Genomic DNA, 19,297 nt, shown 5'->3' on the forward strand with positions numbered 1-19,297 from the left:
GCCGACCATCGGATCATGAATCACGCCGACGACGATTTCTCCGGCGACCCGCAGGGCGATGGAGACGCAGAAATGGGGAATGCCGTAGAAGAAATTCACCGTGCCATCGATGGGATCGACGATCCATTGGCGCTCGGAATCCTGGTCGCCGGCGAGACCTTCCTCACCGTAGAGCGCGTCCCCGGGGCGGGCTCCCAGCAGGATGCCGGTGATGAGATCCTGCGATTCCTTGTCGAGCGCGAGCTTGATGTCGTGGTGGGTGGCTTCGTCCACCGTGGGATCGCTGCCGAAGTTCCGGCGAATGAGCTTACCCGCTTCGAGGGCGGCTTGGGTGGCGAGTTCGAGGTCGGTCATGGGAAATCAGCGGGTAGTTAGTGTTTGGGAGAGTCGGACGATGGCGTCGACGAGTTCGAGGGAAATTTGGTGTTTCGAGGCGGCCGGCAAGGATTCGGTGCGGTCCGGATAGACGAGCAGGACCTCGTTTTGATCCGAGTCGAAGCCGATGCCGGGTTGGGAAACGTCGTTGGCGATGATGAGATCGCAGTGTTTGCGGGTCAGTTTTTCGCGGGCGTTGGATTCCAGGTTTTCGGTTTCCGCCGCGAAGCCGACGAGGGTGCCGCTGAAGCCGAACGGCTGGCGGGCGGAGCCGAGGATGTCGGCGGTGCGGACGAGTTCGAGAGTGAGCGTGTCGCCGGATTTTTTGATTTTGCGAGGCTGGACGGTGGCGGGCGTGTAGTCGGCGACGGCGGCGGCAAACACGGCGATGTCCATGCGGCCGACGTGTTTTGAAACGACATCATGCATCTCGGCGGCGGTTTCGACCGGGATGAAATCGACATTGGCGGGCACATCCAGATTCGTCGGGCCGGAGACGAGCAGCACCGAGTGCCCCTCGTGGGCGAAGGCTCCGGCGAGCGCATAGCCCATTTTCCCGGACGAACGATTCGTCAGAAAGCGAACCGGATCGATCGGTTCGCGAGTGGGGCCTGCGGTGACAAGGACTTTCACGCCGGGAGTCTGATCGGCGGATGGAAAGAGGCAAGCGGAAGCAAGGGGCGGGGCGGCTCTAAATTTGAAGACAAAAAAGCCCGCCGCCGGAAGGACCGGGGCGGGCTGATGGAGAGGTGGACCTTAGTTGGGTTTTTTGGGAGTAACAGGAGCCTTCGGAGCGGCGTCCGGAGCGGCGTCCGGAGCGGCGTCCGGAGCGGTGTCCGCAGGCTTTGTCTCAGGTGCTTTGCCGGACTTCATGTCGGCGAGCTCTTTCTTGGCAGCCGCTTTTTGCGTGTCGTCGAGCTTGCTGGAAATGTCCTCGATCATTTTCTTGGCAGCTTCCTCACCACGTTCCTGGGCGAGGGTGGCGAGCGCCCATGCCTTGACGGGGTCTACCTTGGTGCCGATTCCCTCGCTGATCAGGCGCGCCAGCGCCAGAGTCGCGGGGCCGTGGCCTTGGTTGGCGGCGAGGGAATAAAGCTGGCCGGCGTTTTCGATGCTTTGGGTCACGCCACCCGCGCCGCGCTCGTAAAGAGTCGCCAGATTGTTCTGGGCCTGAGCGGAGCCACCTTGCGCGGCGCGCGTCAGCCAGGCGACGCCGGCGACGGAATCCGCGGAGCCGAGCTTGCCTGAGAGATAAAGCAGGCCGAGCTCGTTCTGACCCTCGGGGAGGTTGCCGTTAGCCGCCGCGGTGAGGTGCTTGTATCCCAGCAGGAGGTCGGGCTTTTCGCTTGAGAGAGCTTGGACGGCGAGGCGGAAGCTCGCGACCGGGCTTCCGGATTCGGCCGCCTTTTCAAGCAGCGCAAGGCCGCGCACCGGGTCTTTTTCAACGCCCTTTCCTTGGATGTAGAAATCCGCCGTGCGGAGGATGCAGTCGATTTGTCCGACGTCCTTGCCCCGCTCGTATTCGGCGAGGGCGGCTTTGAGGTCTTTTTTGACGTTTTCCTCGTAGTCTCCGAGAGCGAGGTAGCCGCTGTATTCTTTGGCGGCGATGGCCTTTTTGAGCCACTCGCGGCCTTTTTTCTCATCGCGGTTTTTTTCATCGCCGCTGAGCAAACGGGAACCAAGCGCCGCCATGGCACCGGCATCGCCCAAGCCCGCGGCCATGGAATAACTGGCGAGAGCCGCCTTCACGTCCTTCAACTCGGGAAAGCCGAACTGGCCTTCATAAAACCGTGCGACGAGCAACATCGACGGAATATCACCGGCGTCAGCCGCGCGGTTCCACCAGAAGATCGCCTTGTCCGGATCGGCGGTCGGAGTGAGTTTACCGCGCAGATAGGCCTCGCCCAAAATGCGGCCGGCCACCGCCGGGTCGTCCTTGGCGGCGGATTCAAGTGCCTCGCGCGCCTGGTTGCGCTCTTCTTCCTTTTCGGAGGCGAGCAGGATGAAGGAGAGCCGGTAAACCGCGTCCTTGTGCTTTCCTTCGGCTGCCTTGCGGTAATATTCGAGCGCCTTGTCCCGGGATGCCTCCGCGCCCTTGCCGGATTCGTGGGCGAAACCGAGGAGATAGAGAGCGTCCATGTTGCCTTGTTCGGCAAGGGGTTTGGCCATCTCCACGGCCTTGGCGTGGCGGCCGGCTTGGAAGGCTTCCATGGCTTCCTTCGCGGGACCCTGGGCGGCGGGAAGCGCCGAGGAATTGTCAGACGGCAGCGAGACCGCAGCTTGAAGGGAGGCGGTGAACGCTGAAAACAGCAACAACTGAGGGATGGATCGCAAACGCATTCGCGACACCTGATGCGATTTCCCGGGAAATGCAAGCGCGATGAAAAGCCCTTAAACACCGCGTTCCCAGCGGGCTTTGAGCTCGTCAACGCACTCGCCGAGCAAGCCTTCATCAAGCTGATGGACATCGACGCCCCGGCCCACATCCGCCAGCAGCAAGACTGTTAGCCGGCCGCCGAGGTGTTCGCGGAACTCATCCAATCCGTCGAGCACGCGCCGCCTCCCGGAGGTGTCCAGCCAATCGAGCGCGGGATGGTAAATCGCGAGCTGCAAGCCCTCGAGCACCCGCAGCACCTGGTCGGCGATGGAGGGGGTCAACAACCCGGCCCGCGCGGAATAGAGCGTGTCGAGTGCCAGCCCGACCCCCACGGCCGGCGCGTGGGAAAGTTGGTAAGACGTCATCGTCTCCAGTTTGTGGGCCGCCCAGTGGCCGAAATCCAAGGGCCGGCTCGATCCGGTTTCAAACGGGTCGCCGCCGGTGGCGATGTGCCGGGCGTGGAGTAATGCGGAATTTTCGACGCAGGTCTCGAGCGTTTCCGGATCAAGCGCGGCAAGCGCCTCGAGGTTCGTCTCGATCCACTCGAAAAACCCGCGGTCCCTCACCAAGGCGACCTTGACCGCCTCGATCAGCCCGCCCCGGCGGGTCTCCTCATCCTGACTTTGGAGAAAGCGGAAATCATTGATCACCGCGTAGGGCACGGCGAACGCGCCCACCCAGTTCTTCTTGCCGAAAGCGTTGATCGCGCACTTCACCCCTACGCCGCTGTCATCCTGCGAGAGCGTGGTGGTCGGAAATCTAACCAGCCTGACTCCCCGGTGGGCGGTGGCCGCGCCATAGCCAACGGCATCAAGAAACGCCCCGCCGCCGATGACCAGCGCGTATGAATGCCGGTCGAGATGCGCCGCGTTGATCGCCGCCCAGACCTCGCGGACCAGGTGCTCGTCCGCCTTGGCCGATTCACCGCCGGGAAAAACCGTGATTCCGCGGAAATCCAAATCCAGTTCCGCGAAGTAGCTTTGGATCTCGTCCTCCAGCCCCGGCCACAATTCCGACACCGTTTCCTCCACGAAAACCATCGCCCGCCGACCGCCGCCTTCGCTCAGAATTTCAGCCAGCGCCGGATTTCCAGCTGAGAACGCATCGCGGGTGAAAACGATACGGTGCTTGAAGGTGACGGGGATTTGGAAATCGTAGCGGGACATCAGCGGGCGGAAGCAGTAGCGACCGTTACGCCGACACGCCAACGTTTCTTGCCCGAATTCAGCTCATGCCCACTCCGGAGACACTTTTTGAAAGCCGCTGGCTCGGACTTTATCGCATCGGCCACTGGGATTTCGTCCGTCGGCCGCACTCGGACGCGTGCGTCGGCATCCTCGCCATCACGCCCGATGACGAGATTATCCTCGTCGAGCAATTCCGCATTCCGATGCAGCGCCACGTCATCGAGGTGCCCGCCGGACTCGTCGGCGACGAAGCCGAACACGTCGGCGAATCGCTGTCTGCCACCGCGCGGCGCGAGCTGCTGGAGGAAACCGGCTACCGCGCCGGCTCGATGCTCCCGTTGATTTCCAGCCCGACTTCGGCGGGGATGTCCTCCGAATACGTCCATCTCTTCCACGCCACCGATATCGTCCGCGAGCACCAAGGCGGCGGGGTCGCGGGCGAAAACATCGTCGTCCACCATGTGCCGCTTTCGCAACTGCGAGAGTGGTTCGCCCAACAGGAAGCCGCGGGAAAACTCATCGATTTCAAAATCCACGCCGCGCTCTGGCTGGCAGGGATCAACTGCTAGACCCGCACCAACGGAATCACCCGCGACTGCTCGCGACCGTTGCCTTCGATTTCCAAGCGGTCGGCGAAGAGATGAATCGCCGAGTAAGCATTCACCTCCGGCTCGTGCAAAATGGATTTGAAAGTGATGTAGGGAACGCCTTGCCGAATCACCTCCGCGCCGGCGTGGTTGTGGCCGTTGAAATAGGCGACGACGCACGGATGCCGGTCGATCAAGGCGATCACCGCCTCGTGGTTCCACGCATGATGCCCTTCGGTTGGCAACAGCGGATGGTGGCCGCACAGGATCACCGGTTCCTTGGCCGTATCCGCCGCGGTGAGTTCGCCCTCGATCCATGCGAGCTGGGTTTCGGAAATCCCGCCGTTCCATGACTTGGCGCTTTTCGATTTCTCCTCGATCAGTTTCTTCAATAGCGCCTCGGATTCCAAATCCCGCGGACTGCCCGTCGGATGTTTGTAGGTGGATAGATCGTTGGTGTCCAACATGACAAACCGCACGCCGGAGCGACTGAACTGATAGTATTCGCCCGGCATCCCGGCGACCCGCACGACCCCGCCCTTCTCTCCGTCCGTCACCGAGTAATCGTGATTTCCCAACAGGTGGCGCACCGGATGCCCGAGCCCGTCAAACAACGGCATCACCGTGGCAAACGATTTGAAATCCCGGTCGATGAGATCCCCGAGGTGCAAGGTGAACGGCAGCTTTTTGCCCGCCAGCCACGCCGCGGCCGCCTTCAGTTTCGGAATGGACTCCCGGAAATGCCGCTCGCCCGCGGGATCGGCATCGGCGTATTGCACGTCCGTGATCAGGCCGAAGGAAAGGACCGGCTTGCCGCCAGTTCCCGCCCCGCGCAGCTTGGACAGCGAGGCCGCCACAGTGGAAAGCCCGATAAAATTTCGTCGCTTCATGAGGCGGGACTGATACTTCCCCACGGCGACGGAAGCGATGACAAATTCCGGGAGTGTCGGCGTTGACGTGGTCCCGTCGCGACACGAAGCTCGCGGCGATGAGCGACTTGATCTTGGGAATCGACTTGGGCACGACGAACTCCGCCGTCGGCGTGGTGGACTCGGGATTTCCGATCCTGCTGGCCAACGAGGACGGCCGCCGGATCACGCCGAGCGCGGTGTGGATCGGCGCGGATGGCGGCATCGAGGTCGGCGCGAAGGTGCTGCGCCGCAGGGTGCTCGAACCGGATCGGGTGGTCACCAGCATCAAGCGGCTGATGGGCCGCCGGACGAGCGAAGTTGAGGAAAATTTCCCGGTGCCGGTGACCGCCGGCGCGGACGGATTGCCGCGTGTTCTGGGCATGACACCCGAGCAAATCAGCGCGGAAATCCTCCGCGAGATGAAACGCGTCGCCGAGTGGCGGATGGGCGCGGAAATCACCAAGGCGGTCATCACCGTGCCCGCCTATTTCCACGACGCCCAGCGCGCCGCCACCAAGCGCGCGGGCGAGCTCGCCGGGCTCGAAGTGGTCCGCATCCTCAACGAACCGACCGCCGCCGCGCTCGCCTACGGCCTCGACAAGCTCGGCGAAAAAGCCCGCGTCGCGGTCTATGATCTCGGCGGCGGGACCTTCGATCTATCCATTTTGGAAATGCAGGACGGCGTCTTCCAAGTGCTCGCCACCCACGGCGACACCCGTCTCGGCGGCGACGATCTGGACGCGCTCATTCTCGACCGCGTGATGGAAAAATCCGGGATGGGCGAAATCGATCTCGCCGCGCGGGTCCGCCTGATGGCCGAGGCGGAGCGCGTGAAACTCGCTCTATCCGATGACACGCAGGCCGTTTTCCGGGTGCCGTTTTATGATGGTAGCCGGAGTTTGGAAGAACCGATCACGCGCAAGGACTTGGAAAAACTCGCCGCCCCGTGGATTGCGAAAACCCTGCACCTCTGCCGCAAGGCGCTTGCCGACGCCGTGCTCAAACCGGAGGACCTGGACGCCGTGGTCGTCGTCGGCGGCAGCACCCGGATGCCAGCGGTCCGCCGCGCGGTGGCCGAGCTTTTCGGCCGCGAGCCGGATGTTTCCCAGCACCCGGACGAGGCGGTTGCCCTCGGCGCCACGATCCAGGGCGGCGTGCTCAGCGGCGCGCTGCGGCAGATGATTTTGCTCGATGTGACGCCGCTGAGCCTCGGCATCGAGACCTTCGGCGGGCTGATGAACGTGCTCATCCCGCGCAACACGACCATCCCGTGCAAGGCCGGCGAAATGTTCACCAACGCCGCCGACGACCAGGCAGCGATGCGCGTGCGCGTGCTGCAGGGCGAGCGGGAAATGGCCAAGGACAACTGGGAGCTGGGCAATTTCGACGTCCCGTTTTCCCCGTCGTCGAAGGGCCAGGCGCGGGTCGGCGTGCAATTCAGGATCGACGAGAACGGCATTCTCGAAGCGCTCGCCCGCGACGTTTCCACCGGCATCGACACGGTGATCCAGATCGAAAGCGCGGCCGTCAATGTCGATGACGCGGCGGTCGAGGCGATGGTCAGCGAATCGGTCGAGCACGCCTTCACCGACATGGCGGAGCGCGTTTTCACCGAGGCGAAAATGAAAGCCGAGGAGCTCCTGCCTGCCGTGGAGGCCGTCCTGAGCCAAGGCCTCGCGATGGACGACGAGCGCGGTGAAATCGAATCCGCCGCCGCCGCCGTCCGCGCCGCGCTCGCGGGAGGCGCGGCCAATCCGCTCAAAGCCGCGGTCCAGCGCCTCGACGCCGCCACCGAGGCGCTCGCCGCCCGCCTCGTCGAGCAGGCGATGGACGCCGCGCTGGACCGCCAACTCGCCGACGCATGAGGATTCTGAGAGAGATCTTCACATCCGCCCAGTCACCCCCTAAACTTCACCCGTGAGAGAAAAACACACTTCTTGGTTTCACTGCGGACAATGCGGTTCGCTTTTCCAATCCAGCCCCGGAGCGGTGGATGGCCGCCTTTGCACCTCCTGTGGGCGCAACCCGTCGCTCGGCATCGAGCCGCCGCCCGCGAACGATGCCGCCCCCGCGCTGACTCCAACGGAAAACTCCGGCGAACGGAGAAAACGCCCGGAAAAGAAGCGGAAACGCAGTTATCTCACGCTGAAGATCGGCCTCGGCTGGTCGGTGCTCGTTCTCGCCATCATCTACGGAGCCCGCTGGCAATGGGGCGAAAAACCGGTCGATTCCGAAAAACCCGTGAGCCAAGTCTCGGCGAAAGCCGTCGTCCCGGAAGAAGACGTCATTCTGATGGACGAGGCCGGCCCGCTTTGTAACCAGAACTTTTCCGGCTTCCTCGCCGCCGGCACACCTGAGGAACAAAACCAGTTCGTCCTCTCGCCCATCACCACCGCCGCCCGGATGGCGCGCTTCTTCAGCTTGAATCCGCTGGTCGTCATCGACCCGCAAAAACTCGCCCTGCCCAAACACGCGGTTCTCCACCTGCCCGGCCGCCGGGCGATCGAAACTTACTGGAGCTCCTCCGACGGCCGCGAGCTCGACGCCGTTTTCATGGAGGAAAACGGCGAGTGGCGGCTCGACTGGGACCATTACGTCCGCTTCAGCGAGTATCCCTGGCCGCTTTTTCTGGCAGGCAGCGGACCGGAGCAAGTCGAGTTCCGCCTGCTCGCCCGCGAGCGCCTCGCCGACGAACGCAAAGCCGCCGACACCATCAGCATCGTGTTTTACGCCCCCCGCTTCGGCTCCAGAACCGAAACCGGAACCCAGTCGCCCGAGTTCCTGATCAAGCGCGACAGCAAGAACGGCCGGCTGCTAGCTGCCGCGTTCCAGCTCGAAAAAACCGGCAAACGCGTCTTGGGCGTGAACCTTCCCAGTGCCACTCCCGAGGGACTCATCCGCGTCCGGGTGAAAATCCGCCGCATCGAGGAAGTCGGGGAACGGCGCTTCGAACTCGACGACGTGGCCGCCTGCCACTGGTATTACCATGACGCGCCCGGCGTGGAAATCCCGGACCAGCCGCTCAAGCCCGACTCACCGCCGCCCGCATCACCGCCAACGGATCCGCTCCCGGAAACCAATGCTGAAACGCCAGTGCCCCTTGATGAATGAGCATCGACAGGCCGTTCGCCGTGCGGCAGCCCAGGCCGCCCGCCATCGCTAACAACGGCGTCACCGGAGGTTGGTAAATCGTGTCATACACGAGGTGCTCCTTTTTGAAACAGTCCGCAGGCAGGATCGCCGGATCGCCGCTCTTCAAGCCGACTGACGAGGTATTCACGATCAAGTCGCAGCTCAAACACTGCTCCGCCAGCGCCAAATCATCGAAGGCCAGCGCGACGATTTCCGTCTGCGAACTGAGCAAACGCAGCCGCCCGACCAGCGGCCCGAGCTTCTCGATCGTGCGGTTCACCACAACTAGCTTTTCTACCCCGAGCAGGCAGCACTGCGTCGCGATCGCCTGCCCCGCGCCGCCGCCCGCGCCCGCGATGACGACTTTGAGCGATGCCAGCGGCCGCTTGAAATCATCTTCAACCGCGCGTGCGAAACCCGGCCCGTCCGTGTTGAAACCATGGGTCGCGTCCGCATCAAAACGAATCGTATTCACCGCCCCGAGCGCCTCGGCGTCGGGATCCACCTCGCAGTGCTCCATCGCCTCCAGCTTGTGCGGCACCGTCACGTTGCAGCCGATGAATCCCAGCGCCCGCAGCCGAGAAAACGCCTCGCCCACCCGCCCCGGCTCGATGTCGAGACGGATGTAACGCGCGTCGATCGCCGCCGCGTCGAGCGCCGCCTGGTGCATCCGCGGTGAGGCCGAGTGCGCGATCGGGTGGCCGATCACCGCCAGCCGCGCCGGCTTGTCGGCACCGGCGTCCAGCAGCTCGCGGGACTCCAAGTCTTCCAGTGTGTAAACCTGTTTCATCGGTCGGAATTTATAACATGCCCGCGAAATGACGGACGCGCGCCACGCAACGATCCTTCCCTAGCAAATTCAACACATCCCCGAGATCCGGCCCGTGGGCGCGACCTGACAGCGCGACCCGCAGCGGGAACATCAACTGCCCCGGCTTCGCGCCCGCCGCCGTCGCGGTTTCATTGAGCGCAGCCTTCGCCGCGTCCGCCGACCATTCGGAAATCGCTTCGAACGCCGTCGCCAGCGCGCTCAAAAGCCCGCCCGCCGCCGCGTTTCCGCGCACCTTCGCGAGAGCTTCCTCGTCGTATTCAAAATCCTCCTTCAGCAGGAAATCCACCGCCGCCGGGACGTCGCCGAACAGGCGGACCTTGTCCTTCACCGCCGCGATCACCGCCAGATAATTTTCCGGAACCGGCAGGCCCGCCGCTTCCACAAACGGCCGCGCCGCCGCCGCGAAATCCTCCACGCTCACGCCGAGCAGATGCTGCTGGTTGACCCACTTGCATTTCTCCAGATCAAAGCGGCCCGGCGAGCGGTTGACGTTTTCCAGCGAGAAGCGCTCGACCAGTTCGGCGAGCGTGAAAATCTCCTGCTCGGTCTTGGGGTTCCATCCTAGCAGTGCGATGAAATTCACCACCGCCGCCGGCAGGAATCCCTGCCGCGGATAGTCGCCCACCGCCGCGCCGGCGTCGCGCTTCGACATCTTCGAGCCGTCCGGATTCAGGATCAGCGGGATGTGCGCGTATTGCGGCGCCTTGCCGCCGAAGGCTTCGATCAGCTGCAAATGCTTCGGCGTGTTCATCAAATGGTCCTCGCCGCGGATGACGTGGGTGATCTCCATTTCCAAGTCGTCCACCACGTTGACGAAGTGGAAAACATAGCTGCCGTCCGAGCGCTTCACCACCATGTCCGGCGTGTTCGACTCGTCGCGGTAGTCGATGGTTACCTCGCCGCAGACCAGGTCGTTCATCGTCACCGGCTTGCGCTCGAAGCGGAAGCGCCACGCGCCGCCGTCCTCGTAAACGCGCCCCGCCGCCACCAGTTTCGCGAACCACGCGTCGTAAATTTCCTTCCGCTGGCTCTGAGAGTAAGGGCCGAAATCCCCGCCTTTTTCCGGACCCTCGTCCCAATCGAGACCGAGCCAGTGCATCCCGTCGAAAATCGCCTGCCGCGCTTCCTCGGTGTTGCGCGCCTCGTCGGTGTCCTCGACCCGCAGCACGAAAACGCCGCCATGTTTGCGGGCGAACAGCCAGTTGAACAAAGCGGTGCGGGCCCCGCCAACGTGCAGATAGCCAGTGGGCGAAGGGGCGAAACGGGTGCGAACGGTCATACGCGACGTGTAATCACCGCAACCGCCCACGTCCAGCCCCGCGGATCGCGAAAACTACGCCATCACGTAATTAACCTTTCCTGATTATCTGGGATGCTGGCTTCCGCATGACCGACCCAAAAAACTCCAACAATTTTTTGAAGCCGCGCTAAGAGCCCCCGCCGCGGCGGAAGGGAAGACGTGGTCTAATCGGACTCACTGGAGGAGGATTGGGCTGGTTCGTCCAATCTTCCGCCCGCATTCAGGCATTCCGGGAAGCGGCGGGAGGCCGCGCGAGCCTGAATGGCATGGAAGACGTCAACATGGACGCTGAAATGCAGGCGATGATGGGCGGCGAGGGCAAAACGACCGGCCAGAGAAACGAAATGCTTCAGAACGCCTTGCCGATCAAGTTGCAAGCAATCCAAGGGAGTGAAGCCACAAGACTCCGTCATCTCGCAGATCGTATAATTTCGGCCAAGAAACAAGCCCCCGCCGCCGACACGAGCGCCCTGGAGCGCGAGATCGACCAACAGGTTTACGCCCTCTAGGGCCTGACGCCGGAAGAAATCGCCATCGTGGAGGGCACGGTCCAATGAAGCCCTTCGATCTTACCATTTTCCGGGAGGCGATGGCGGCTGGGAGCATCGAGTGGCGCAAACATGTGCTGCAAAAACTCGCCGAACGCGGCATCCCGCAAGATTCCGTCCGTGAGGTATTGCTCCGGGGCGAGCGGATTCGGGATCATGAGGATGACAAACCGTTTCCCAGCTCGCTTTTTCTAGGCTACGTTTCCGGTGTTCCGCTTCACGTCGTGGCGGCGTGTGACGAAATAAACGGACAAGTATTCATCATCACGGCTTACGAGCCGTCGCTGGAAATTTTTGAGCCCGACTATCGAACCAAACGAAAACCATGAACCCGACCCATCACACCTGCCCGCTTTGCGGCGGAAATAAAACGGAAGGTACCACTACATTCACCGCTGACTTGGGGAGTGGGATCGTGGTCGTGCGGCGGGTGCGTGCGACCCTCTGCTCGCAATGTGGAGAAGAATGGATCGATGACGCAGCGGCCCGCCAACTGGAACAAGTGGTGAACGAAGCACGTTTACACCACCGCGAGGTGGAAGTCACCGCCTTTGCCTAGCTTGAGCACCCCGCCGCCGACACGAGCACCCTGGAGCGCGGGATCGACCAACAGGTTTACGCCCTCTACGGCCTGACGCCGGAGGAAATCGCCATCGTGGAGGGCACCGCCCCATGAACCCGCCGAGCGAGTGCCGTTTCCCCCGCCTCCTGTTTGCCAAAGCCGATGCCGGAGCCAGCGCGCGCATCTTGAGGGCCAAAGGCCCGGCCCCATACCAGCCCAGGGCAACGCCCTGGGTAACCCGTCGTAATGATTACCTGAGCCCTGAAGGGGCGACCCAACCCGTCCGCCGCCGCCCGATGGCCCGCCCCTTCAGGCATGCGCGTCAACTTAAGGGCGCTCGGCCCTGATTCGTTGCTCAAGGAGCGGCGGAACGCGTCCGCCGATGCCAATGAGCTGGCAATGAGACGAGCGGATGCGAGCTACATTGGCTTTCCATGAACGTCGGCGGACGCGTTCCGCCGCTCCTTGATCTGCCCACTTGTCGGCTTTTGAGATCGGCAGCGGAGCGCAGCGTGCCATCACGGAGCTGTTTGGCAAAGCCAAGGGAACCATCAGCGAGCACATCAAACACATCTTCGAGGACGGGGAACTGGAGCCGGTGGCAACTGTTCGGTTATTCCGAACAGTTCAAACTGAAGGCGGGCGGGAGGTAACCAGGGAGGTGGAGTGCTACAATTTGGACATGGTGCTGGCGCTCGGTTTCCGCGTGCGCAGCCCCATGGCCGTGCGCTTCCGGCAATGGGCGGCGGACAAGCTGAAGGAATACATCGTCAAAGGCTTCGTGCTGGATGACGAGCGGCTGAAAAATCCGCAGGTAGGCAATGACTACTTTGAGGAACTCTCCCGCTGCATCCAGGACATCCGCACCAGCGAGCGGCGCTTTTACCAGAAGATCACAGACATCTACGCCACCAGCATCGACTACGACAAGGATGCCCCGCTGAAGCAGGCCTTCTACTCCACCGTGCAGAACAAGGTCCACGATGCCATCCACGGCCAGACCGCCGCCGAGGTCATCACCTCCCGTGCCGACCGCACCCGGCCAAACATGGGGCTGACAAACTGGGAAGGCGCCCGCATCCGTAGGACCGATGTCAGCATCGCCAAAAACTACCTGAGCGAGCCCGAACTCCGCGCCCTCGGCAAAGCGAAACGAAGCAAGAAACCCAAGCCATGAACGGAAACCCTTGCGTGAAGGAGTGCTACTTCCGGTCGCCCATGGCGGAGCGCGACCTGCTCTTCCACGATACTGTGGTCACCGCATACCCACACGAGAAATAGACCACGATCAAAGAACACGAAAGAGTCGTCCTTACCATTCCCGTCGCCGCCGAAGGATTAGAGGCTGGCGATGTGGGGACCGTCGTCCACATTTACAGCGATGGCCTTGCCTATGAAGTGGAATTCACCACTTTAGACGGGCGCACGGCAGCAGTATGCACCTTGGAAACATCCCAAGTGCGCCCCGTAAGCAGCCGGGAAATCACCCACGCACGAGAATTTGCAGCAGCTTGAGCGTTGCAACTGCCCCGATTTACTCGGACATTCAAAGTCCCGGACAAGTTGTCTCCTGCCCAGTGCCCTCGCGCAAAAAACCTCCGCCGCGGCTGGCCGCGACGGAGGTTTTTGAGTGAAACGGGATGCCGGATCAGGCTTCCTCGGTTTTTTCCTGAGGCTCGTCGAAACCATACTTGGCTTCGAGATTCTCAGCGGCGGCGACCGGAGCTTCCTCCGCCGCATCCGCGACGGATTCAACGATCGTTTCGATGACCGGCTCGGCGACAACCGCGGTAGCGACCGCCGGCGCGGTGGAGGCGAGAACGGCGCGGGTTGGTTCGCGCTCGTCACGTCCTTCCATGTCCTCACGCTCATCCTGGCCTTTGGATTTGGCGCCGGAAACCGTCATTTTCCGGCCCATGAAGGGCTGGTCGTGAAGGACTTCCACGGCACGCATCGCTTCGTCCATGCGGAGCATTTCGACGAAGCCATAGCCCTTGGAGCGGTGGGTGCTGCGGTTGTAAACGATCTCGATGTTGCGAACGCCGCCGATGCCTTTGAAGAGCTCCTGGAGGTCTTGTTCGGACACGTCATACGACAAGTTCCCGACGTAAACGCGGGTGGACTCGACGCTTTTCGGATCGCCGCCGCGAGGGCGGTCACCGCCGCGTTCGCCGCGGTTGCCACCGCGTGAACGTTCCTCGCGCTCGCCTTCCGGACCAGGTTCGCGCGGGGCGCGTGGTTCGCGTTGCTCGCGGGGTTCGCGGGGTTCGCGCGGGGCACGGGCTTCGCCTTCGCCGGAACGGGCGTTGCGGGTGTTCGACTTGGGGGCGCGCTCGCCGCCCGGAAACGGCGTGGACTCGGGCTTGTGCTCGGCGCGCGCCGGGCGGGCGGGCTCCTTGTAAAGACCGACGGCCTTGAGGATTTTCTGCCAGAAGCTCAGTTTGGCCGGAGCATAAGTGCGCGCCGGACGGGAAGCTTGAGGACGGAATTCCTCGGAACGATTGCCATCCTTGCGGCGGCCTTGGGATTGACCGCGGTCGCCGCGGGAATCCCGGTCACCCCCGCGTTCGCGACGGTCTTGGTTTTGGTTGGTATTACGGTTTTGGCCTCCGCGTGAGCGGCGGCGACGGCTGTCTCCTCCCGAATTGCGGGAATCTTGTGTTGCGTTTGACATGGTGTCAGTGGGGTTGTGGTTTCAGGCGGCCCGGCGCGGCGGATTCAGGAGAATCCGGCAATGCTGGAAGGACCTCGTGCTGACCGACATGATTCCGACAATCCGGCTTTTTGGTGCCGGGGAGAAGCTCCGCAGCTTGCGGAAGGAGACTTCACCCGTGTGTCGGAACCAGCCGGCTTGCGCCGCCGCCCGTTGAGGCAGGTGTTCCGGTGCTCCTAGCTGCAGGCCGATTTCACGACCCGGAGAAATGGGGTGAATCTGTAGGCACTCGGCCGGATGCGGGCATGGGAGGTAAGGAATTACCTGCTCGACGGGAAGCTACGGGCTTTTGCGGCTTTGGCAAGGCCGGAACCGGCAAGGCGTGGATTTTTCCTGGGCGTTATTTTTCAAGGACCTGATAGTTGGCAGGAGCATGATCCGGAGAAAATCCTAAACCAAGCGCCCTGTTTCGTCTTTGTTTGGCTCGCATGAAGACCATGTTTGACGACAACACGATGGCACCGTGGCGCGGTACCGAACCCGCCACGCCAACCGCCTCTCTTGGCCCACGATCTTCGAGCCCTCAGGACTCAGGCTCGCCATCCCGTACAACCCGGTCTGCAACAATGCCCTCAAATGAAAATGCCGTGCCGGCTTACCAGCTGACCTTCACCCCGAAGATTCCGCTCAGGCCGGCCTCGTTCTGGCCGGAGCCGTGGACGCGGTAGGATTCATCGCTCAGGTTCTCGATGCCGCAGGTGAGATCGAGGTTTTCACGGGCATGCCAACCGGCTCGCAACGAGGCGACGACGTAGCCGGGAGTGCCGCCGGTGGGAATGCGCTGGTTGTCGGCGACTTGATCGACGGCGGTGATCCGGTCCTCGTGATTGGAGGCGAGAATCCGGCCCTCCACCCAGAATTTCCCGGAAACATCGTCCCAACGCAGCGCGACGGAACCGGAAAGCGGCAGCTGGCGGGTATTCGGCTTCTCCTCCACCGGCCCGCCGACGAAGGTCGCTGACTCGGTCCGGCCCTCCTGCCACGCGGCGAACCCGGACAGCGTCCACTGCGGGTGAAACTGCCAGGCGCCTTCCAACTCGACGCCGTAAACGTAGCCGTCGCCGGCATTGCTGGCGATGGAGGTCTTGAGGGTCTGGTCCGTGAACGACGACACGATCAGTTCGTCCGCCGCGGTGTAGAACACGGCGAGATTGAGCGACGTGGTTTCGGTTTGCTGCCGGGCGCCTAGCTCGTAGGTGATGTAATTCTCGGGATTGACGTCCGGGTCGCCGACGACCGGAGCGCCGGATTTCGCCGATAAATTTCCGGTGAGGTCGTCGAGATTGGGTGCCCGGAAGGCCTGCGAAATACCGCCGTAAACGCTCCAGCCATCGTTCAATGAATAGATCCCGCGCAGCGAGCCGACGACATCGTCCCAGTTGCGGCTCTCGTCGCTGCCGCCCGCGAAGCGCCCGAGGGTGGCCTCGGCGTAGGTGTAACGGGCCCCGGCGGTCAGTTCAAACCGATCGGTCGGTTTAAAAACGTATTGGCAGTAGGAACCGAAGAGATCGTAGTCGGAGTCATCGGCGACCGGCAAGAGCTCGGTGCGAGGACCACCGAGGGCGTTGGATGTGTAGCCGGAGGAATCGACATCGTCATGATAGAAGTCAAAACCGTACACCAGCGACCCCGGCCCGACGGGAGATTCCAGAACCAAATCGATGCCGGTGGTTTCGACGTGAACAGAGGAGCCGCGGAGCACTTTGGAATTCGTGGCGGGGCTGTCCGGGAAGCGGTTTTGAAACTCGGAATCATCGGTAGTCTGGAATGAAAGCGTGGCGCTCCAGCGTTTGACCGGGGCGTTGGCCCGCAGGTTTTCCCCGGCGTAGCGGAGGTAAGTCAGCGAGCGTTCCTGGTCGTAGGTGTTTTCCGTCCATTTTCCGGGAGCAGCGACGTGGCTGCCGTCAGTCCAGCCGGGATTATCCAAGGTCCGGTGCCAACGTGAAATGCCGTCCTGATTCACGTAACTGGAGGCGAAGGTGATCGTGGATTCGGCTGAAACCGCCCAGTCGAAGCGCAAATCGTAATCCTGCTCGGGATAGCCGGTGTTGTGCATGCGACCGACGGCGGAGTCCTCGATGTCGCCGTAATCCTTGGCGGAAAGGCCGAGCAAAACCCCGAATTTCCCACCCACACCAGTCTCGCTTTCCAACCGGCCGATGTGACTGCCGCCGCCATTGGCGCGGTATTCGTAAAACGCCGAACCACCCGCATAGGCTTGGCCGGCCGTTTCGTCGCGGAATCCCGACGATTTCGTGAAGGCGTTGACCGTGCCGCCGACCGCATCCGAGCCATAGAGCACCGAGCCCTGGCTTTTGATCACCTCGAGGTGATCGATGGCAAGCGAATCGAGCGTGTTCCAGTATTGGACCGGCCCGCCGCGGAAAGTGGAGTTGTTGACGCGAACGCCATCGACGAGCAGCAGGTTCTGGCGGCCGGTGAATCCACGGATGAAGGGCGAGCCGTGGCCGTGCGCGGTTTTTTGCACGAGCACGCCGGGGATGTATTGCATGGCGTCGGGCAGCGTCCGGGGTGAGTGGTCGCGCAGGAAGACGGAATCGAGGGAATCCGTCGTGTAAGGCGCGGTGCTTTCCGCCTGCTCCGAGCGCGTGGCGGTCACGATGAGCGGATCTAAAACGCCTTGGGCGCACAGCGGGAAAACCCCCGCAAACAACAGAATCGTGGTCTTTTCAAACATCTGGGTAGTGGTCTTTTCAAACATCTGGGTAGGAGAACGCGCCGGACGCCCGGATTCTTAGGAGAAATTTCCCGCGGCTTAGAAATTTTCGGGCTGGCGGCTCGGATCGCGCCGGAATCCGTCCAGCAAGCGGAACTCCCCGTCCGTGACCGGATACGGGCCGGCGAATTCCAAGGCGCGCTTGTTTCCCTGGCGGGTCCGGCAGGCGTAGGCATGGCGCTCTTTCAGATAGTAGAGGATGAAATAATGCCGCTCGCGGTCGCCCGTTTCCGCCAGGAAATCCGGCAGTCCCTGCTTCGCCACGAAGACAGCGAGGTCCGGATAACCACGCGCCTCCATCTCCAGCCGCTGGTATCCGAATGACGGCGGCTCCCTCCTCACCAGCATGATCTGGTCCTTGGCCGCCGCCGACATTCCGCCCGCCCGCCAGCTATCCGCGACCGGCCCGCAGGACGTCGACAGCAGCCCGGCGACCGCCAGACCGAGGACGCGCGGCCTCCACATTTCATCAAATCGTTTCATCGTGGTTCAATTTACGCCGGGATTGCGGGCGCGATCCTTTTCCATCAACCCGCCGATGAAGCGGGTGTTTGGCCGGTTGCCCTCGGAATCGATGAAGAACGCCGTCTCCATCGGCACCAGGAATTCCACCGCGGAATTGATCCCCACCAGCCGGCCGTAAGCATCCACCACCGGCCCGCCGCTGTCGCCGGGCTGCAGCGGGATGTCGATCTTGAATTTCCGGTTGCCGGTGAAGGCCCTCTCCGGCGCGAGCGCGGTGGCGAGCTTGCCCTCGCCGGATTTGAAACCCGTCGAAATCCCGCCGTGAATCACCAGATTTCCAGCAGGCAGCCAGCGTTCCGGCGGCGTCCATTGATAGAAATAAGGCGTCTTCACCGCGATGTGCAGGAGCGCCAGATCGGCCGCCTCGGAGCGCCACACCACCCGTGCCTTCTTCGGCACCAGGCGGCCGCCTTGGCCGTAGATGAGAAAGACGTTTTTCCCATCCACCCCGGCGAGCACGTGGTCCGCGGTGAGGAAATATCCGTCCGCCGAGATCGGTGCCGCCGAGCCGCCATCCGCGTCGCCGGGAGCCTGGGAAGTCGCGAAATCCCGGCTCACCCAGCGGTCGAGATTTCCCCGCTCCGTCACCACCACCGCGCTCACCCGCTCCGCCACGATCTGCCGCGTCATCCGGCCCGGAGCGACCGTGTCCGGGGGAGGAGAAACCGCACACGACTGCATCAACCCACCGGCCAGCAACAGCCCGAACCACTGAACAAACTTATCCATCGGGACCGATAAAAACATACTTTGTCCGATTCGTCACACTCGTTTTCAAATTTCCCCCAACAATCGCCCGATCGCCCGACGGAAGGGCGAGGGCATCGCCAGCGCCAGCACCGCCTCCTCTTCCTGCCAGATTTCATCCGCCGCCGGTTTGAAATTTTTCCTCACCCCGGACCCGTCGTGCACCCGCAGCGTCACCCGGTAGCGGGTGATCGTGTAGCGATGCTCGTCGAGCACGGGCAGCTTGGAGATTTCCGCAGCCTCGCGCGTCGGCAGTTTCCACAAGCCTTCGCGCCGCTTGCCGGCCTCGCGGTGCAGTAGCAAGCGCCCCTTCCCGTCGCGCAGCCACAGCGCGTGCTCGTCCACCGCGGTGATCACCGTTTTCTGCCGCTTGACCGGCAGCGACTCCGGCTCGCGCGTCTTGCAAAACCCCGCCACCGGGCAGCCCGCACAATCCGGCACGCCCGGCCGACAAATTTTCTGCCCCAGCTCCATCAGCGCCGAGTTGTAAATCCGCGGCCGCCGCGGGTCCGCCAGCGCCTCCGCCCATTCCCACATCTGTTTCTGGCCCGACGTGTCATCCACCGGAGCGGAAAAACCCATCACCCGCGAGAGCACCCGCGCCACGTTTCCATCCACCACCGCCGACGGCAGATCATGCGCGAACGCCCGCAGCGCACCCGCCGTGTAGCGCCCCACGCCCGGCAACTTCATCAACGCCTCCAACTCCACCGGGAATTCCCCGCCATGCTCCGCGATCACCGCCCGCGCCGTTTCCCGCAGCA

At 62.8% G+C, this 19,297-nt stretch carries 19 protein-coding genes and 1 pseudogene; 8 read left to right on the forward strand and 12 right to left on the reverse strand.

Annotation, left to right across the window (positions count from 1 at the left end):
* The 4 genes and pseudogenes from AC4DF4_RS13015 to AC4DF4_RS13030 all read right to left on the reverse strand — a co-directional run.
* Positions 1-354 (reverse strand): inositol monophosphatase family protein (locus AC4DF4_RS13015; protein WP_490048541.1); only part of this gene is annotated, 354 nt, incomplete at its 3' end.
* Positions 355-360: 6 nt separating this feature from the next.
* Positions 361-1,011, reverse strand: a pseudogene (locus tag AC4DF4_RS13020) (phosphopantothenoylcysteine decarboxylase domain-containing protein); the annotation flags it as partial.
* A 120-nt stretch (positions 1,012-1,131) separates the two neighbouring features.
* Positions 1,132-2,691, reverse strand: a complete 1,560-nt coding sequence (locus AC4DF4_RS13025; protein WP_490048542.1) for a tetratricopeptide repeat protein — start codon at positions 2,689-2,691, stop codon at positions 1,132-1,134.
* Between the two features lie 75 nt (positions 2,692-2,766).
* Positions 2,767-3,918: a 3-dehydroquinate synthase gene (locus AC4DF4_RS13030; protein WP_490048543.1), complete on the reverse strand. Its 1,152-nt coding sequence runs from the start codon at positions 3,916-3,918 to the stop codon at positions 2,767-2,769.
* 65 nt (positions 3,919-3,983) lie between these two features.
* On the opposite strand from AC4DF4_RS13030, the gene AC4DF4_RS13035 reads away from it, so the two are divergent.
* A complete protein-coding gene (locus tag AC4DF4_RS13035) occupies positions 3,984-4,508 on the forward strand; it encodes an NUDIX hydrolase (RefSeq protein ID WP_490048544.1) in 525 nt (174 codons plus the stop codon).
* On the opposite strand, the gene AC4DF4_RS13040 is transcribed toward AC4DF4_RS13035, so the two are convergent.
* Positions 4,505-5,416: a metallophosphoesterase gene (locus AC4DF4_RS13040; protein WP_490048545.1), complete on the reverse strand. Its 912-nt coding sequence runs from the start codon at positions 5,414-5,416 to the stop codon at positions 4,505-4,507. The genes AC4DF4_RS13035 and AC4DF4_RS13040 overlap by 4 nt on opposite strands.
* 62 nt (positions 5,417-5,478) lie before the next feature.
* Here AC4DF4_RS13040 and AC4DF4_RS13045 point away from each other — a divergent pair, with 62 nt between their 5' ends.
* Positions 5,479-7,302 carry an Hsp70 family protein gene (locus AC4DF4_RS13045; RefSeq protein WP_490048546.1) on the forward strand — a complete coding sequence of 608 codons (1,824 nt, stop codon included), beginning with the start codon at positions 5,479-5,481 and terminating at the stop codon, positions 7,300-7,302.
* A 52-nt stretch (positions 7,303-7,354) separates the two neighbouring features.
* The gene (locus AC4DF4_RS13050) at positions 7,355-8,548 is read left to right on the forward strand and encodes a hypothetical protein (RefSeq protein WP_490048547.1); all 1,194 of its coding nucleotides are present in this window, start codon (positions 7,355-7,357) and stop codon (positions 8,546-8,548) included.
* On the opposite strand, the gene aroE is transcribed toward AC4DF4_RS13050, so the two are convergent.
* Complete coding sequence (gene aroE, locus AC4DF4_RS13055) at positions 8,460-9,359, reverse strand: shikimate dehydrogenase (RefSeq protein ID WP_490048548.1); 900 nt, start codon at positions 9,357-9,359, stop codon at positions 8,460-8,462. The genes AC4DF4_RS13050 and aroE overlap by 89 nt on opposite strands.
* Before the next feature lie 10 nt (positions 9,360-9,369).
* Positions 9,370-10,680: a glutamate--tRNA ligase gene (locus tag AC4DF4_RS13060; RefSeq protein WP_490048549.1), complete on the reverse strand. Its 1,311-nt coding sequence runs from the start codon at positions 10,678-10,680 to the stop codon at positions 9,370-9,372.
* A 287-nt stretch (positions 10,681-10,967) separates the two neighbouring features.
* On the opposite strand from AC4DF4_RS13060, the gene AC4DF4_RS13065 reads away from it, so the two are divergent.
* The 5 genes from AC4DF4_RS13065 to AC4DF4_RS13085 all read left to right on the forward strand — a co-directional run bounded on the left by AC4DF4_RS13065 (position 10,968) and on the right by AC4DF4_RS13085 (position 13,326).
* A complete protein-coding gene (locus AC4DF4_RS13065; RefSeq protein ID WP_490048550.1) occupies positions 10,968-11,210 on the forward strand; it encodes a hypothetical protein in 243 nt (80 codons plus the stop codon).
* 44 nt (positions 11,211-11,254) lie between these two features.
* The gene (locus AC4DF4_RS13070) at positions 11,255-11,578 is read left to right on the forward strand and encodes a DUF4258 domain-containing protein (protein WP_490048551.1); all 324 of its coding nucleotides are present in this window, start codon (positions 11,255-11,257) and stop codon (positions 11,576-11,578) included.
* The gene (locus AC4DF4_RS13075; protein ID WP_490048552.1) at positions 11,575-11,808 is read left to right on the forward strand and encodes a type II toxin-antitoxin system MqsA family antitoxin; all 234 of its coding nucleotides are present in this window, start codon (positions 11,575-11,577) and stop codon (positions 11,806-11,808) included. Before AC4DF4_RS13070 ends, AC4DF4_RS13075 begins: the two co-directional genes overlap by 4 nt.
* A gap of 601 nt (positions 11,809-12,409) precedes the next feature.
* Complete coding sequence (gene rhuM, locus AC4DF4_RS13080) at positions 12,410-12,988, forward strand: RhuM family protein (RefSeq protein WP_490048558.1); 579 nt, start codon at positions 12,410-12,412, stop codon at positions 12,986-12,988.
* A 110-nt stretch (positions 12,989-13,098) separates the two neighbouring features.
* On the forward strand, positions 13,099-13,326 hold the full coding sequence (locus AC4DF4_RS13085; RefSeq protein WP_490048559.1) for a DUF4926 domain-containing protein: 228 nt from the start codon (positions 13,099-13,101) through the stop codon (positions 13,324-13,326).
* A 133-nt stretch (positions 13,327-13,459) separates the two neighbouring features.
* On the opposite strand, the gene AC4DF4_RS13090 is transcribed toward AC4DF4_RS13085, so the two are convergent.
* The 5 genes from AC4DF4_RS13090 to AC4DF4_RS13110 form a co-directional block, all read right to left on the reverse strand.
* Positions 13,460-14,485: an RNA recognition motif domain-containing protein gene (locus AC4DF4_RS13090; RefSeq protein WP_490048553.1), complete on the reverse strand. Its 1,026-nt coding sequence runs from the start codon at positions 14,483-14,485 to the stop codon at positions 13,460-13,462.
* Positions 14,486-15,119: 634 nt separating this feature from the next.
* On the reverse strand, positions 15,120-17,246 hold the full coding sequence (locus tag AC4DF4_RS13095) for a TonB-dependent receptor plug domain-containing protein (protein WP_490048554.1): 2,127 nt from the start codon (positions 17,244-17,246) through the stop codon (positions 15,120-15,122).
* Positions 17,247-17,300: 54 nt separating this feature from the next.
* The gene (locus AC4DF4_RS13100; protein ID WP_490048555.1) at positions 17,301-17,744 is read right to left on the reverse strand and encodes a hypothetical protein; all 444 of its coding nucleotides are present in this window, start codon (positions 17,742-17,744) and stop codon (positions 17,301-17,303) included.
* A gap of 6 nt (positions 17,745-17,750) precedes the next feature.
* Positions 17,751-18,515 carry a S1 family peptidase gene (locus AC4DF4_RS13105; RefSeq protein ID WP_490048556.1) on the reverse strand — a complete coding sequence of 255 codons (765 nt, stop codon included), beginning with the start codon at positions 18,513-18,515 and terminating at the stop codon, positions 17,751-17,753.
* Positions 18,516-18,560: 45 nt separating this feature from the next.
* The coding region (locus AC4DF4_RS13110) for an HhH-GPD family protein (RefSeq protein WP_490048557.1) at positions 18,561-19,297 on the reverse strand (737 nt) is incomplete at its 5' end.

It is taken from the genome of Luteolibacter sp., from assembly GCF_058122085.1.